Source organism: Arthrobacter citreus, assembly GCF_038405225.1.
Classification (GTDB): domain Bacteria; phylum Actinomycetota; class Actinomycetes; order Actinomycetales; family Micrococcaceae; genus Arthrobacter_B; species Arthrobacter_B citreus_A.
Genome location: NZ_CP151657.1, coordinates 2,596,249 through 2,610,645, shown reverse-complemented (window position 1 = coordinate 2,610,645; position 14,397 = coordinate 2,596,249). Strand labels below are relative to the sequence as shown.

General features: G+C 65.2%; 16 protein-coding genes. 15 read left to right on the top strand and 1 reads right to left on the bottom strand.

Annotated elements, in window-relative coordinates; genetic code table 11:
* The first annotated feature begins 98 nt into the window (after positions 1-98).
* From AAE021_RS12065 to AAE021_RS12050, 4 genes are read left to right on the top strand one after another with little or no spacing between them, the layout of a single operon-like run.
* Entirely contained in the window at positions 99-1,121 is a 1,023-nt protein-coding gene (locus AAE021_RS12065; RefSeq protein WP_342022578.1) for an iron-siderophore ABC transporter substrate-binding protein, read from the top strand.
* Positions 1,118-2,224 (top strand): iron chelate uptake ABC transporter family permease subunit, encoded by a 1,107-nt coding sequence (locus AAE021_RS12060; RefSeq protein WP_425362398.1) that lies wholly within the window; start codon positions 1,118-1,120, stop codon positions 2,222-2,224. Before AAE021_RS12065 ends, AAE021_RS12060 begins: the two co-directional genes overlap by 4 nt.
* On the top strand, positions 2,221-3,330 hold the full coding sequence (locus AAE021_RS12055) for an iron ABC transporter permease (protein WP_342022577.1): 1,110 nt from the start codon (positions 2,221-2,223) through the stop codon (positions 3,328-3,330). Before AAE021_RS12060 ends, AAE021_RS12055 begins: the two co-directional genes overlap by 4 nt.
* Entirely contained in the window at positions 3,327-4,160 is an 834-nt protein-coding gene (locus tag AAE021_RS12050; RefSeq protein ID WP_342022576.1) for an ABC transporter ATP-binding protein, read from the top strand. Before AAE021_RS12055 ends, AAE021_RS12050 begins: the two co-directional genes overlap by 4 nt.
* Before the next feature lie 37 nt (positions 4,161-4,197).
* Here AAE021_RS12050 and AAE021_RS12045 read toward each other — a convergent pair whose 3' ends face one another.
* Entirely contained in the window at positions 4,198-5,199 is a 1,002-nt protein-coding gene (locus AAE021_RS12045) for a LacI family DNA-binding transcriptional regulator (RefSeq protein WP_342022575.1), read from the bottom strand.
* Between the two features lie 176 nt (positions 5,200-5,375).
* Here AAE021_RS12045 and AAE021_RS12040 point away from each other — a divergent pair, with 176 nt between their 5' ends.
* The 11 genes from AAE021_RS12040 (at position 5,376) to AAE021_RS11990 (ending at position 14,017) form a co-directional block, all read left to right on the top strand.
* Positions 5,376-6,344, top strand: coding sequence for an asparaginase (locus AAE021_RS12040; protein ID WP_342022574.1), 969 nt, complete (start codon positions 5,376-5,378; stop codon positions 6,342-6,344).
* A 57-nt stretch (positions 6,345-6,401) separates the two neighbouring features.
* Positions 6,402-7,283, top strand: coding sequence for a polysaccharide deacetylase (locus tag AAE021_RS12035; RefSeq protein WP_342022572.1), 882 nt, complete (start codon positions 6,402-6,404; stop codon positions 7,281-7,283).
* A gap of 43 nt (positions 7,284-7,326) precedes the next feature.
* Entirely contained in the window at positions 7,327-8,673 is a 1,347-nt protein-coding gene (locus AAE021_RS12030) for an MFS transporter (protein WP_342022571.1), read from the top strand.
* On the top strand, positions 8,670-9,449 hold the full coding sequence (locus AAE021_RS12025) for an SDR family NAD(P)-dependent oxidoreductase (RefSeq protein ID WP_342022570.1): 780 nt from the start codon (positions 8,670-8,672) through the stop codon (positions 9,447-9,449). Before AAE021_RS12030 ends, AAE021_RS12025 begins: the two co-directional genes overlap by 4 nt.
* A 90-nt stretch (positions 9,450-9,539) precedes the next feature.
* Positions 9,540-10,289 carry an SDR family NAD(P)-dependent oxidoreductase gene (locus AAE021_RS12020; protein WP_342022569.1) on the top strand — a complete coding sequence of 250 codons (750 nt, stop codon included), beginning with the start codon at positions 9,540-9,542 and terminating at the stop codon, positions 10,287-10,289.
* Positions 10,290-10,552: 263 nt separating this feature from the next.
* Positions 10,553-10,771, top strand: a complete 219-nt coding sequence (locus AAE021_RS12015) for a hypothetical protein (protein ID WP_342022568.1) — start codon at positions 10,553-10,555, stop codon at positions 10,769-10,771.
* Positions 10,772-10,806: 35 nt separating this feature from the next.
* A complete protein-coding gene (locus AAE021_RS12010) occupies positions 10,807-11,418 on the top strand; it encodes a phosphatidic acid phosphatase (RefSeq protein WP_342022567.1) in 612 nt (203 codons plus the stop codon).
* A 140-nt stretch (positions 11,419-11,558) separates the two neighbouring features.
* The gene (locus tag AAE021_RS12005) at positions 11,559-12,056 is read left to right on the top strand and encodes a hypothetical protein (protein ID WP_342022566.1); all 498 of its coding nucleotides are present in this window, start codon (positions 11,559-11,561) and stop codon (positions 12,054-12,056) included.
* On the top strand, positions 12,053-13,051 hold the full coding sequence (locus AAE021_RS12000) for a hypothetical protein (protein ID WP_342022565.1): 999 nt from the start codon (positions 12,053-12,055) through the stop codon (positions 13,049-13,051). The genes AAE021_RS12005 and AAE021_RS12000 overlap by 4 nt, the downstream gene beginning before the upstream one ends.
* Positions 13,052-13,064: 13 nt before the next feature.
* Entirely contained in the window at positions 13,065-13,583 is a 519-nt protein-coding gene (locus AAE021_RS11995; RefSeq protein ID WP_342022563.1) for a hypothetical protein, read from the top strand.
* Positions 13,584-13,588: 5 nt separating this feature from the next.
* On the top strand, positions 13,589-14,017 hold the full coding sequence (locus AAE021_RS11990; RefSeq protein WP_342022562.1) for a hypothetical protein: 429 nt from the start codon (positions 13,589-13,591) through the stop codon (positions 14,015-14,017).
* Positions 14,018-14,397: the final 380 nt, after the last annotated feature.

The window sequence follows — 14,397 nt, the reverse complement described above, 5'->3', positions numbered from 1 at the left end:
CTCTTGATTTGTTAGGCAACCCTAAAACCAGTGTGGCCCCCGGCTCGCTACGGTTACCAGCCGGGTTGCGCCCCCACTGATGACGAAGGAACACCACCTTGCGCCTTTCCCGTATCACTGCCGTATGCGCGGCAGCACTGCTCACCACTGGACTGGCGGCCTGCTCCACCCCGGCCGCAAGCAGCGACGACACCACCGGCTCCGCGTTTGAGCCGATCACCATCGAGCACGCCCTGGGCACCACCACCATCGACACCAAGCCCGAGCGCGTGGCCACGGTCAACTGGGCCAACCACGAGGTGCCCCTGGCCCTGGGCATCGTCCCGGTGGGCATGGCTGCGGCCAACTTCGGCGACGACGACGGCGACGGCATCCTCCCGTGGGTCGAGGAAAAACTGGAGGAACTCGGCGGCGAAACCCCGGTGCTCTTCGACGAGAACGACGGCATCGACTTTGAAGCCGTGGCCGACACCAACCCCGACGTCATCCTGGCCGCCTACTCGGGCCTGACCCAGGAGGACTACGACACGCTCAGCGAAATCGCTCCCGTGGTTGCCTACCCGGAAACCGCCTGGGGCACGTCCTGGCGCGAAATGATCGAGATGAATGCCGAAGGCCTCGGCATGGAGCAGGAAGCCAAGGACCTGATCGCCGGTCTGGAAACTGAAATGTCCGACGCCGCCGCCAAGTTCCCGGCGCTCGAGGGCAAGAACGCCATGTTCCTGACCCACGTTGACCCGACCGACCTCAGCGAAGTCAGCTTCTACACCACTCACGACACCCGCACCATGTTCTTCGAGGACCTGGGCATGGAGGTGGCCGGCAGCGTCAAGACCGCCTCCGATGCCACCGACAAGTTCTCCCTGACCCAGAGTGCCGAACAGGCCGATGCGTTCAGCGACGTGGACATCATTGTCACCTACGGCGGCGAGGAACTGGTCAGCGCCCTGGAATCGGATCCGCTGCTCTCGCAGATGCCCGCCGTCGCCAACGGCGCCATTGTCAGCCTGCCCTCGGACAACCCGCTGGGCACCGCCGCGAACCCGACGCCGCTGGCCATCTCGTGGATCTTGGATGACTACCTCACCCTGCTCTCCGACGCAGCCACCAAAGCGAAGTGACACAGCAACACCCCTCTGCTGCCCCGGCACCCGCCGGGGAAGCATCCCCGCAGGCCCCGGGAACCGCCGTACCAGCCACGCCTTCACCGGCCGGCAAGGTGCGGCGGCGCCCGGGGCGCCTGCGTGCACTGTGGCTTCTGATTGCCGTCGCCGTGCTCGCCGCCCTGATGCTCGCCAGCATCACCGTGGGAGCGCGCGACGTCGGCTGGAACGACATTCTTGCCGCCCTGGGCGGCTCTTCCGACGGCTTTGACGAAGCCGCCGTCGCCAAGCGGATTCCGCGCACCCTGCTCGCCGTCGTCGCCGGCGCGGCCCTTGGCCTGTCCGGTGCCGTGATGCAGGGCGTGACCCGCAATCCGCTGGCCGATCCGGGCATCCTGGGCATCAACATGGGCGCCTCGCTGGCCATCGTCGCGGGCATGGCGTTCTTCGGCCTCGCCGCCGCCTCCAGCTACGTTTGGCTGGCCATCGCCGGCGCCGCCGTCACCGCCGTCTTTGTCTACACCGTCGGGTCGATCGGCCGCGGCCCCGCCACCCCGCTGAAACTCGCGCTGGCCGGCGCCGCGACGTCGGCCGCCCTGGCCTCCTTTGTCAGCGCCATTGTGCTGCCGCGCAACGACATGGCGCAGGGCGTGCGTTCCTGGCAGATCGGCGGGGTGGGCGGCGGTTCGTATGAGAGCATCACCCAGATCCTGCCCTTCCTGCTGGTCGGCTTCGCCATCTGCCTGCTTTCGGCGCGCGGCTTGAACTCGCTCGCGCTCGGAGATGACCTCGCCGCCGGGCTGGGGGAGCGGGTTGCGCTGGCCCGCGGCGCCGCATCACTGGGCGCCGTCATCCTCTGCGGTGCCTCCACCGCGGTCACCGGACCCATCGCCTTTGTCGGCCTCGTGGTGCCGCACGCCTGCCGGCTGCTGGCCGGGGTGGACCACCGCTGGCTGCTGCCGTTTTCCGCCGTCGCCGGTGCCGCCCTGGTGACCGCGGCGGATGTGCTCGGCCGCGTCATCGCCCGGCCCGCGGAGATCGACGTCGGCATCCTCACCGCGCTGATTGGCGCCCCCGTCTTCATCTACATCGTCCGCCGGCAAAAGGTGCGTGCCCTGTGAACCCCGCAAGCCCCGCCGGCGCTGCCACCGCCCCGGCCACGCCCACCGGCACCGCGCCGGGAACCGCAGCCGGCCCCGAAACCACCCGCGCCGCCGTCGCCCGCGTCCGCTCCGGCGCCACCCGCCGCTACCGGCTCGTGGTGACCCTGCTCGCCGTCGGCATCCTGGCCGTCTTCGCGCTGAGCCTGATGGCCGGACGCACCTTCTACGCGCCGGCCGACGTGCTGCACGTGATCCTCGGCGAGGATGTGCCCGGCGCCTCCTTCGCCGTCGGGCGGCTGCGGCTGCCGCGCGCGGTGCTGGCCGTGCTCACCGGCGCATGCTTTGGCCTGGCCGGCGTCGCGTTCCAGACCATGCTGCGCAATCCGCTGGCCAGTCCGGACATCATCGGCATCAGCTCCGGTGCCGGAGCCGGTGCTGCCTTTGCCATTGTTGGGCTCGGGCTCGGCGGCGCTGCGGTGTCCACCTTCGCCATTGTTTCCGGACTCATCGTGGCGCTGGCCGTTTACGCGCTGTCCTATAAAAGGGGAGTGGCGGACACCCGGCTGATCCTGGTGGGCATCGGAATTGCCGCGATGCTGGACTCGGTCACCGCTTACGTGCTGAACCAGGCGCCGGAATGGGAACTGCAGGAGGCTATGCGCTGGCTGACCGGCAGCCTCAACGGCGCGTCCTGGAACCAGGTGTTGCCGGTGCTCGCCGCCATGATCGTGCTGACGCCGGTGCTGCTGGCCCAGTCCAAGAACCTGGCCGTGACCCGGCTGGGCGATGACGCCGCGTCCGCCCTGGGCGTGCGGGTGAACCTCACCCGGATTGTGGTGATCGTGACCGCCGTCGGGCTCATCTCCTTTGCCACCGCGGCCGCCGGACCCCTCGCCTTTGTCGCGTTCCTCTCCGGGCCGATCGCCGCCCGGCTGGTGGGCCCGGGCCCGTCGCTGCTGATTCCCGCCGGACTTGTCGGGGCGCTGCTGGTGCTCGTGGCCGACTTCTGCGGCCAGTATGCCTTCGGCACGCGGATGCCGGTGGGCATCATCACCGGGGTGCTCGGCGCCCCGTTCCTCGTTTACCTCATTGTCCGCGTCAACCGCGCAGGAGCATCGCTGTGACCACAACCCATTCCCTGAACGTCGAAAACCTCACGCTGGGTTACGGCGACCGCACGGTCATCGACTCCCTGGACCTGGTGGTTCCGCCGGGCAGGGTCACCGCAATTATCGGTGCCAATGCCTGCGGCAAGTCCACGCTGCTGCGCTCGATGTCCCGGCTGCTCGCCCCGCGCGCCGGACACGTGCTGCTGGATGGCAAGGCGGTGCACTCGATTCCCGCCAAGCAGCTGGCCCGCACGCTGGGGCTGCTGCCGCAGTCGCCCATCGCGCCCGAGGGCATCACGGTTGCGGACCTGGTGGGCCGCGGCCGGCATCCTCACCAGGGCATCTTTGCGCGCTGGAGCAGGGACGACGACGACGCCGTGGCCGCCGCGCTGGATGCCACCGAGACCGCCGTGCTGGCGGACCGGGCCGTGGATGAGCTCTCCGGCGGGCAGCGGCAGCGCGTCTGGATTGCCATGGCGCTGGCGCAGCAGACCGACCTGCTGCTGCTGGACGAGCCAACCACGTTCCTGGACGTCAGCCACCAAATTGAGGTGCTGGACCTGCTGACCGACCTGAACCGGTCCCGGGGCACGACCATTGTGATGGTGCTGCATGACCTGAACCTGGCCGCCCGTTACGCCGACCACCTGGTGGCCGTGGCCGGCGGAAAGCTGCACGCCGCGGGCCGGCCCGAGGATGTGCTGACCGAGGAGACCGTGCGGACCGTCTTCGGCATGGAGAACCGGGTGATCACAGACCCGTCCTCCGGCAAGCCGCTGATGCTGCCGCTGGGGCGGCACCATGTGCTTTCCGGGGCCGGGGCTGGGGCCGGGGCCACAGCCTGAAAGCACAGCGCGCCCTGAGCAGGCTGTGTCCCGAGGGTTAGCTGCTGGCCCGAACCACCAGCTCGGGGGCCAACCTGACGCTTTCGGCAGATCCTCCGCCGATCAGCTGGTGCAGCGCCTGCAACCCCTGGCGGCCCATTTCGTGCATGGGGGAGCGGATGGTGGTGAGGTTAACGCCGCCTGCCAGAGGAGTGTCATTAAACCCTCCCACTGCAACGTCGCCCGGCACCTGCAGTCCTTGTTCCCGGAACACGCCGATGGCACCGATGGCGGCGAAGTCATTCACGGCAAAAACGGCCTCCGGCACCCGGCCCGAAGCCAGGATCCGTGTGGCGGCTTCCTGCCCGGCGGCAGCATCAAAGCCGTTGTGGATAATCCACTCCGGGGGTACGTCGAAACCGGCACTGGTCAGGACGTCGAGAAAGCCGGCGGAGCGGTCCCTTGAGGTGGAGGTGGCCGAAGATCCGGCGATCAGGGCAAATGACCGTCGCCCGGATGCCAGGAAATGCTCGGCCATGAGCCGCCCCCCGGCGTAATCGTCACAGGTCACGCTGACGTGGTCCCCGGATGACCGGCTCACCAGAACCAACGGAACTTTCCGGCCCGCCAGTTCATCCAAATACGGATCCTCGAGCTTGCCGTCACCGAAGATGAGGCCATCCATCCGCCGGCCCAACAGCATCTCAGCCTTTGCGCGCTGTTTTGCCGGATCGTCCAGGGAGTTAGCCACAACGGTGAAGAGCCCGTTCTCGCCCGCCGCCTCGTCAATGCCCTCATAGATGGTGGCCAGGACAAAGTCCTGCAGGCGCGGCACAACGACGCCCACGGTGTCGGAACGGGAAGTCCGCAGCGACGCCGCATGCGGATTTCGCGTGTAACCCCGTTTCCGGGCCAAGGTCAGAATCCGCTCCGTGGTCTGAGGCGCGGCCCATTTGGACTGCAGCCCTGCCGGATCATTGAGCACCCGGGACACGGTGGAGATATTCAGGCCAAGCTCCTGGGCAAGGAGCTTGAGGGTGATGGGTGCAGCGCTGGGCATGTTTCCGTCTCGTGTCATTGTGTCGCCGAATATTAACAGTGTGTGAATGTGTTGCGCTTCACATCAGTTCCCCCATAGTATCGCTTCCAACACGTACACAAACGTTTGCTGCATACGTTTGCAGCAAACGATTGGTCACCCGGACCCGTACGCAGAACTTTTGAACGGAACCAGCAGTGGCGCACATTCGGATACTGGGAACAGGCGGCACCATCGCCTCACGCGGACAGGGCGAGTCCGGTTCCGTGGCCTCGGACACGACGGAATCGCTGACGGCATCGCTCGGCAATGAGCACACGTTCACGTCCAGGGATATTTTGACGACGGGCAGCTACCGGCTGGATTTGCAGGACCTGCGCGCCATCGCCGAACAGGTCCATGGCGCGCTGGCGGAAGACGACGTCGACGGCGTGGTGGTCACGCACGGCACCGACACCATGGAGGAGACAGCCTTCCTGCTGGACCTCTTGCACTCCAGCTCGAAACCGGTGGTTTTCACCGGCGCCCAGCGGGCGGCCGACAGTCACGCTCCGGACGGTCCGGGCAACATTGCAGATGCCGTGGCGGCTGCCGCCACAGAACAGCTCCGGGACACCGGCGTGCTGATCTCCTTTTCCGGGACGGTCCTCACAGCCCGCGGAGCACGGAAGGCGCAAACGACCGCGGACAGCCCCTTCGCCGGCGGTGTGCAGGTGGCGCACCTGCTGGGTGACGAAGTTGTTGTCACTGCCCGCCCGCAGCGTCGGCCGCCCCTGCCGTTCCCCGGCCACGTCTTTGGCGGCATCGGGGTGGAAATAATCACCGCTTATCCCGGCGCCACCCCGGCGCTGCTGCGCCACGCCGCGGCGGACGGTGCCAAGGCTGTGGTGCTTGCCGGTACAGGGATCGGCAATGCCGGGCCTGGTTTTGCCGACGCGGTGGCAGACCTCAGTGCGGACGGAGTACCTGTGATCCTGAGCAGCCGCGCCCCGTGGGGCCCGGTGGTTCCCACCTACGGCAACGGCGGCGGCAAAGACCTGATCCGCGCAGGCGCTGTGGGCTCGCGTGATCTGAATCCGTTCCAGTCGCGGATTCTGGCAGCACTGCTGCTGGCGCTGGACCCCGCCACGGAAACGTTCGCCGAGCGTTTCACGGCTTACAGCTAGATACTTTCGAACAAATCCCGCTCTATCCACGCAACACTCTCCAGAAGGAACAGCAACATGGCTAAGAAAATTCAGGTTTCAGTTGGAATCGACGTCGACGCAGTAGGCGGCTGGCTTGGCTCCTACGGCGGTGAGGACTCACCCGGTGACATCTCACGCGGGATCTTTGCCGGCGAGGTTGGCGTTCCGCGCCTGCTTAAGCTTGCCCAGGACCGGGAAATGCCGGTGACCTGGTTCTGGCCGGGCCACTCCATCGAGACCTTCCCCGAGCAGTTCGAGGCCACCGTCGCCGCGGGCCATGAGGTGGGTGTGCACGGCTACAGCCACGAGAACCCCATTGCCATGAGCCGCGAGCAGGAGACCGAGGTTCTTGATTACTGCATTGACCTCTTCACCACACGCACCGGCAAGAAGCCCGTGGGCTACGTGGCTCCGTGGTGGGAATTCTCCAACGTCACCAACGAGATCCTGCTCGAACGGGGCTTCCTCTACGACCACTCACTCATGCACAACGACTTCAGCCCGTACTACGTCCGGGTGGGCGACTCCTGGACCAAGATCAACTACGACGCCGCCTCCGCCCGGGAGTGGATGAAGCCGCTGGTCCGCGGCGAGGAGACCGATCTGATCGAAATCCCCGCCAACTGGTACCTGGACGACCTGCCTCCCATGATGTTCATCAAGGGCAGCGCCAACAGCCACGGCTTCGTGTCCCCCCGCGACATCGAGCAGATGTGGAAGGACCAGTTCGACTGGGTCTACCGGGAAATGGACGACGCCGTCTTCCCCCTCACCATCCACCCGGACGTTTCCGGCCGCCCGCAGAACCTGCTGATGCTCGAGCGCCTGTTTGACCACATTGCCGGCCACGACGGTGTGGAGTTCGTCAACATGGAGACCATTGCCCGCGACTTCGCCGCCCGCAACCCCCGCTCCTAAACCCCCACAAGAAGATCCCTCTGGTACAGGACAGGACCCCCACATGAGCACCTCAGCCGCACCCAAGCGCCGCCCGCCCACAGATGTTGCCCCCTGGGACGTGGAAATCACGCCTCAAGTTGTCCGGAAAGTTTCCCTGGTCTGCTTCATCGCCTGGGTGGTTTCCGTCTATGACTTCACCCTTTTTGGCACCCTGCTGCCGGTCATCGCCGAGGACTTTGGCTGGAGTGCCGCCCAGTCCACCGCGGTGAATACTGTTGCCCACGTCGGGATCTTCATCGTGGCCCTGCTGGTGGGGACCATCATTGACCGACTGGGACGCAAGAACGCCCTGATTGTGCTGATGCTCGGCGGCGCCGCAGCCGCCGGCTTCACCGGGCTTGCGGCCGGCGTCGTCAGCCTGATCATCATCCGCTCCTTCTCCGGATTCTCCATGTCCGAGGAAGTGGTGAATGCCGTCTACCTCAACGAGATTTACAAGAAGGTCAAGAACCGCGGCCTGATGTACTCCATCGTGCAGGGTGGTTGGCCGGTAGGTGCGCTGCTTTCCGCCGGTATCTCCGCAGCCCTGCTGCCGGTCATCGGCTGGCGCTGGAGCTTCGTGGTTGCCGCTGTGATGGCGTTGCTGGTGGCCATCATGGCCTCCCGGCTGCCTGAATCACCCACCTTTGCCGCCATCAAGGAAGTCCGCCGCCGCCAGGCCGCCGGGGACATCGAGGGTGCGCGGAAACTTGCTGCCGCACACGACCTCGAAGAGGGCAGCCAGCACAAGACCGGATTCAAGGACGTTTTCACTCCTGAACTGCGCCGCCACACTACCCTTCTCTCCCTCGCCTGGCTGTTCAACTGGGCCGCCATCCAGGTCTTCTCCGTCCTGGGCACCACCGTGCTGGTGGAAGCCAAGGGGGTGTCCTTCGAAAACGCCCTGCTGATCCTGGTCATGGCTAACGCCGTCGGCTTCGCGGGCTACGTGTTCCACGGCTGGCTCGGTGACCGCATCGGCCGGCAGAAGACCGTCATCATTGGGTGGTTCGGCGGCGGCGCCGCCAGCCTGGTCATGCTGCTGGGCCCCAGCAACGATGCCTTCATCATCGTGATGTACGCCATGACCCTGTTTTTCCTCACCGGCCCCTACGCCGCATTGCTCTACTACATGGGCGAGTCCTACCCCGCACACGTCCGGGGCATGGGCACCAACGTGGCCCACGTGATGGCACCGCTGGGCGGCATTGCCGGCTCCGGTCTGCTCAGCCTCTTCCTCTTCATGGGAATGGGCATGCAGACGGCTGCCCTTATTACCGGCACCGGCGGCCTGGTCATATCCGCCCTCTGCATGATCGGGACCCGCAAGGTCCACCAGGAAACCGTTACCAAGGAGGCAGCAGCATGAACCGCGACGACGGACTCAACGGGAAGGTAGCCGTCATCTCCGGCGGGGCCAGCGGGATCGGCCAGGCCCTGGCCGTGGCCTATGCCCGCGCCGGCGCCAACACAGTGGTGGGCTATTTGGAGAATGACCCGCACGACGTTGGTGAGACCGTTGCGCTGGTGGAGGCCGCCGGGGCCAAATGCGTCACCGTCCCGGTGGACGTCCGCAGCTATGCCGACACCGAAGCCCTGGCTTCCGCCGCCGTCGACAGCTTCGGCCGGCTGGACATCTCCGTGGCAGCCGCCGGTATCCTGCGCCGGGCCTCCCTGGCGGATATGACCGATGACGCGTGGGAAGACATGATGGCCGTTGATCTTTCGGGGGTCATGCGGACTTTCCGCTCCTGTGCCGCACGGATGCAGAGCGGCGGCGCCATGGTTGCCACCTCATCCATTGCCGGCGGTGTCTACGGCTGGGAGGACCACAGCCACTATGCCGCGGCGAAAGCAGGCCTTCTCGGCATGTGCCGCTCACTCGCCGTCGAACTGGCGCCGCGCAAAATCCGGGTGAATGCGGTCATCCCAGGGCTGATTGAAAGCCCGCAGTCCCTGGATGGAGTCAACTCGCTGGGAAAGGACGGGCTGGAAGCAGCCGGGAGCATCATTCCCTGGGGCCGAGTGGGCAACGTCGATGAAGCCGCCCGGGTCATTCGATTCCTGACCAGCGATGATTCCGCCTACGTCACCGGCCAGCAGCTGATTGTCGACGGCGGCCTCACCGTCCGCTGGCCCAGCTGACTCAGCTGGCTCCAGCTGGCACAAAACCCTCCGGCCGCGGAGCTCCCCACTCCGCGGCCGGAGTCTGATTCCCTAGGTAAGGACACCAACATGAGTTCTCTTCGCGGCAAGACCGCCGTTATCACCGGAGCCGGCAGCGGCATCGGTGCCGCCATAGCCCGGCTCTTCGCCTCCGAGGGGGCGGATCTGGCCCTGCTGGACCTGGACCCGGAACAAGCGGACCGAGTGGCCACCGAATGCACGGCCCTCGGGGTAAAAGCCCTTGCCAGGCGTCTGGACGTCACCGACAGCGACGACGTTAAAGCGGCCATCGACGCCGCTGCGGAGGAATTGGGTGGGCTGGATATCCTGGTCAGCTCGGCGGGAATCCTGGACGAGACTCCGTTCCTGGAGCTGAGCCCCGAAACCTTCGACAAGACTCTCGACGTGGACTTGCGCGGAGTGTTCCTCGCCGCACGGTGGGCCGCGCCGCACATGGTTAAACGTGGTGGTGGGCGCATCATCAACATTTCCTCGCAGCTGGGCATCAAGGGTGGCACGGGGCTGGCACACTACGTCTCAGCAAAGGCAGGGGTTATTGGCCTCACCAAAGCCCTGGCCTTGGAACTGGCACCACACGCAATCCTGGTCAATGCCATCGCCCCGGGCCCGATCTTCACCCCGCTAATTGACGGTCTCTCCGAGGACTGGAAAACCGCCAAACAGGCTGAATTGCCTGTGGGGCGTTTCGGCACCGCGGAGGAAGTGGCGCCCACGGCGCTGCTGCTGGCGTCCTCGCCCGGAGGCAACCTCTACACGGGCCAAACGCTGGGCCCGAACAGCGGCGACGTCATGCCGTGACGGCCTGATCGCAACGGCAGATATCGGTTTTATCGGATTCCCAGAATAGGCAGACCATGTGCGGAGGATGTCCCGGCGGGGCGACCATATCCCGGCCCTCGGGTTATGCCGCGGTTACCGGAATTAAGTCCGGGGTGGGGGCGCTCCTGCAGAAGATCGCCGGGCGGCGTCTGACTATTAGGCCATTCGGTGATCAATGGCTGGTTCAAACCCGTATGGGGAGTCAAAGCGTTGTCCCTGGGCTGGAAGAAGTCGCCGCAGCAGTGGCGGCTGGTCCCTTGTCCTGGAATGACGTGGCGGCGCTGACGGGCGAAGCGGTCGACGGCGAGGCCCCGCACCTGACCTGCGCGTCTGCGGCCCTTCTGCGGAAGATCCAGGCATCACCGCTGCAGGAGAGGCAGGAGCGCGAGCTCAGCGCCGGCCAGTTCACCACGGCGTTGCTGGTCCAAGCCGCGAACCATGCCGCCCGGCGCCGGCGCTGAGCCGTCGCGCCGTCGTCGGCCAGTAGAATCGTTTGATGCCGGAAACCAACCAAATCCCGACGTCAACCGTGTCTCTTGCCTCCGCCCGGGCAGCGCGGATAGTCACCGAAGCCACCGCCCCGGCGGTCCTCGTGGGGATCCTCCTGCTGCTGCAGCCGGTGCTGAGCCCCGGTGTCACCTGGCTGCAGGGAATAGTCGCTGCCAGTTTCACCGTGGGGCTGCCCTTTGCCGGCATCCTGTGGCTCAAGCGGCGCGGCGCGGTAACGGACCATCATGTGGGGAAGCGTGAGCAGCGCGCTCCAATCCTGATCGCATCAGCCGCGTCCATCGGCGTCGGCGCACTGCTGCTCATCCTCCTGGGCGCACCGGCGGCGCTCTTCGGTGAAATTGGGGGAGTGTTTATCGGGCTGGTCCTGTGCCTGGCGGCAAACCTGGTGTGGAAACTCTCGGTGCATTCCGCTGTTGCGGCCTACGTGGGCCTGGCCCTGCTGGCGCCCGTTCCGATGGTGGGATCCGCTCTTGCCCTGCTGCTGGCATCCGCCACCGGATGGTCCCGGGTGAAGCTCGGGGACCACACACCCACGCAGGTTCTGGCCGGCCACGCGGCAGGTTGCCTGGCATTCACCGCCGCGCTGCTCCTGCCCTGATGTTCCTCCCCTGTGCTCATTGCCCTCAACGCTCATTCCCCTGTGCCGGCTGCGAATGCTCCAGCGCTTTTGGGATAAAGTCGGTGCAGTCTCTTCACATAAGCACGACAAAAATGTGAAAAACACACGATGGGGAATTGATGGCAGTGCGTTTTAGGAAGTCCGCGGGCAAGGAACGGGCGGCCTCGGAAGCAGCCGTATCCGGCCTTAACCTTGGTGAGCACGTGACCTTTGATGAGCTGCTGGCTGTTGTCACAAAGGCCCACGGAAAACCGATTGAACTTCGGGACATTGACCACGGCGTCATTCCCGCCATTACCGGCCTTTGGATCGAAAAGGACACGAAGTCCATCATTCTGCTGCCCTCCGGGGATAACCGGCTGCACCGCACGCACGCGGCGTGCCACGAGTTTGGGCATATTCTCCTGCGCCATCAGGGCTGCGGCGGGGTTGAGACGGCCGTCCCATCGGTCTTCCAGCACATTGGCAGCCGCAAAGGCATCAAACGGATGCTGGCGCGGTCCATGGACTGGAATGAGACGGAACGTGCCGCCGAGCACGTTGCCTACCTGCTGTCCCTCGCCCTTCTGCCGGGGGAGCGTCAAAGTACGAGCGGCTTCGAACGGACCTTCACATGACCCTCCTGCAGGTGCTGCCGGTCTGCATCCTCTGGGGCATGGTGGCCATCCGGGTGCTGGGCCTGTTCTTTGGCTGGAAACCGTCAATCCTCCCGGCTGTGGCACTGATAGCCCTGGGCGCCACTTTGAATATCGACCCGGTGTACTTGGCCGTTGACCGGCAGCTGGGCGGCTGGAACGTACTGAACCTGATGGTCCACCTGCTGATGGGTGTGGGCATGACGGAGTTGAGCCGCCTGCTGCTGCAGGTCACAGGCCGGTCCAGCCGCCAGGTGCGGGTGCTGATCATCATCGGGGTGGTCCTGGGGCTGGCGCAGGCAGTGCTGCTGGTGGTTTCCGATACGTCAGGATCTGCCGCCAGCTTCACCGAGACCTTCGGGGACGCACCAACCATTGCCCTCTATCAGGCAAGTTTCTTTGCCTGGTTCGGAGCGGTTACCGGATACACCGGTGTGGAAACGCTGCGCCGGAACAGATGCGGGGAATCCCCGTCCTTCCGTCGCGGGTTCGACATCCTCAGCGCCGGCTGTTTGGCCGGCGTGCTGGCAGCGGGACTAAAAATGGTCCAGATTGGTACCGAGCTGCTGGGTGGGGGAGACGGATATGCCGGGGCCCTGGTGATTGGATACCACGTTCTTCTCGCGCTGATGATCATCGGATTCGCCGTCGGATTCATCATTCCCTCCTATGAGCGGATTCGAGAGACCATTCGCTCGCGGACACAGTGCACACAGGACCTCGCCGCGCTGCAACCCATTGTCCGACGCCTGGTGCAGACGCATGAGGGGCAGCGGTCAATGGATGCCGCCAACATTTCCCTGGACACCCGCAACCCCCAAACCCAGCTCTACCGCTGGTTCATTTTCATCGGCGACATCCGGGTGCTGAACCCGGAGCTGCTGACGTCTGAGGAAACCACCATCATTGACGAGATAGGCAAAAGAATTGAGCTCAACGGTTCACCGGCCCGGCGCACGGCCCGCACTGGCGGCTAGCGTCTCGAGGGTTTTGCCGCCGGCGCTGGTCCTGGCGGTCCTGGTGCTCCTGGCCGGGATCGAGGCCGGGCTGGGGGTGCTCGGCGTCGCCGTCCTCCTCGCCTGCATAGTTGGCATCCCGGGGACCATCTATAAGGCAACCAAGCGCCCTTTTCAGCGGAGGGGACTCCCTGACCGGCTGCGGATCCAGATTCTGGCGGTGCTGACCTTCGCCGGGACGGCGGCCTGTTTCCTGCTTCCCGTTCCGTCGCCGGTGCCGCTCACTGTGGCCGCGATGCTCTTGGGCAACGTGAGCCTTGCCTTCTTCCGCCGTTGGCTCAACGTCTCAGCGCATGTATCGGTCATTACTTTTGCCGCACTGTGGGTCATATCGACATATGGGGCGGGCTGGAGCTGGCTGTTGATATTATCGCCGTTGATGATATTCAGCCGGGTGACCCTTGGCGAACATACCTGGCGGGAGGCACTGTCCGGCGCATCACTGGGACTGGCAACCTTCTGCTGTTTCCTCGCAGCTATGACTTGGAGCTGAAATACGTGAACGATTTTGATCTTTCCCCGGAGCGCGCCGCGGGCCTCCGACGAGCCGAAACGCTTGCCAGGAAGATCAATCTCCTGTTGGACGTCATCATGTCCGAATCAGGCAAGCCATTCGACTATCCGGCGATAAGGGACGGCGCCCAAAAAGCGGGCTACTACCTCTCCCGCACCAGATGGTCGCTGCTGAAGTCCGGCAAGGAACAAGTGGTTCCGGACGAAGCCCTGCGAGCCATAGCAGCAGTCTTTGACGTGAATCCGGAATATCTGCTGCAGGACGGCGGGAAACTGCCCGAACGGGTGGAAGCCGAGCTGGAGCTGCTCCGCAGCCTCCGCCGCGCCGAGGTGCGCAATTTTGCTGCCCGAGCCCTAGGCCCCGTGGACCCCGAGGCGCTGAAAGCCATTGCGAAAATCCTGGACGAGGACTAGAGATTTGTCCTTTAGCTCAACAAAACTTTGACCCACCATGCTCACGATGCTATGTTTTCAGTCGTGACTCACACATGTGTGAGTCACGACTGAAAGACAAATAAGTCTGCAACATCCGCTGCCTGTGGGGGGTCAGCGTGAGATTGCGGAGCGGAGCCAGCGGATTAATTCCGCTGGCTCCGCTGCTTTTAAGCGGCTTTTACCACCGCCATTTCGAAATGCCGTCCAAACGCCGTTCCGCCGAGGCGGCTCTGCTTATCCCGGCCGTCCGCCGCCGTCGCCCGCCGCCGCCGCCGTCATGCACTTGCCGGCCGCCCGCCGCCGTCGTGCACCGCCATCCGCGCTCCCAATCGGTGCACCCGGCCACCCCTGCTCGTGTG

What these genes read in the sequence shown, in the direction of transcription:
- AAE021_RS12005 (WP_342022566.1), top strand. Translation starts at nt 11,559, where the DNA reads ATGGCAGTGCGTTTTAGGAAGTCCGCGGGCAAGGAACGGGCGGCCTCG.
- AAE021_RS12010 (WP_342022567.1), top strand. Translation starts at nt 10,807, where the DNA reads ATGCCGGAAACCAACCAAATCCCGACGTCAACCGTGTCTCTTGCCTCC.
- AAE021_RS12045 (WP_342022575.1), bottom strand. Translation starts at nt 5,199, where the DNA reads ATGCCCAGCGCTGCACCCATCACCCTCAAGCTCCTTGCCCAGGAGCTT.
- AAE021_RS12035 (WP_342022572.1), top strand. Translation starts at nt 6,402, where the DNA reads ATGGCTAAGAAAATTCAGGTTTCAGTTGGAATCGACGTCGACGCAGTA.
- AAE021_RS12020 (WP_342022569.1), top strand. Translation starts at nt 9,540, where the DNA reads ATGAGTTCTCTTCGCGGCAAGACCGCCGTTATCACCGGAGCCGGCAGC.
- AAE021_RS12000 (WP_342022565.1), top strand. Translation starts at nt 12,053, where the DNA reads ATGACCCTCCTGCAGGTGCTGCCGGTCTGCATCCTCTGGGGCATGGTG.
- AAE021_RS12030 (WP_342022571.1), top strand. Translation starts at nt 7,327, where the DNA reads ATGAGCACCTCAGCCGCACCCAAGCGCCGCCCGCCCACAGATGTTGCC.
- AAE021_RS12025 (WP_342022570.1), top strand. Translation starts at nt 8,670, where the DNA reads ATGAACCGCGACGACGGACTCAACGGGAAGGTAGCCGTCATCTCCGGC.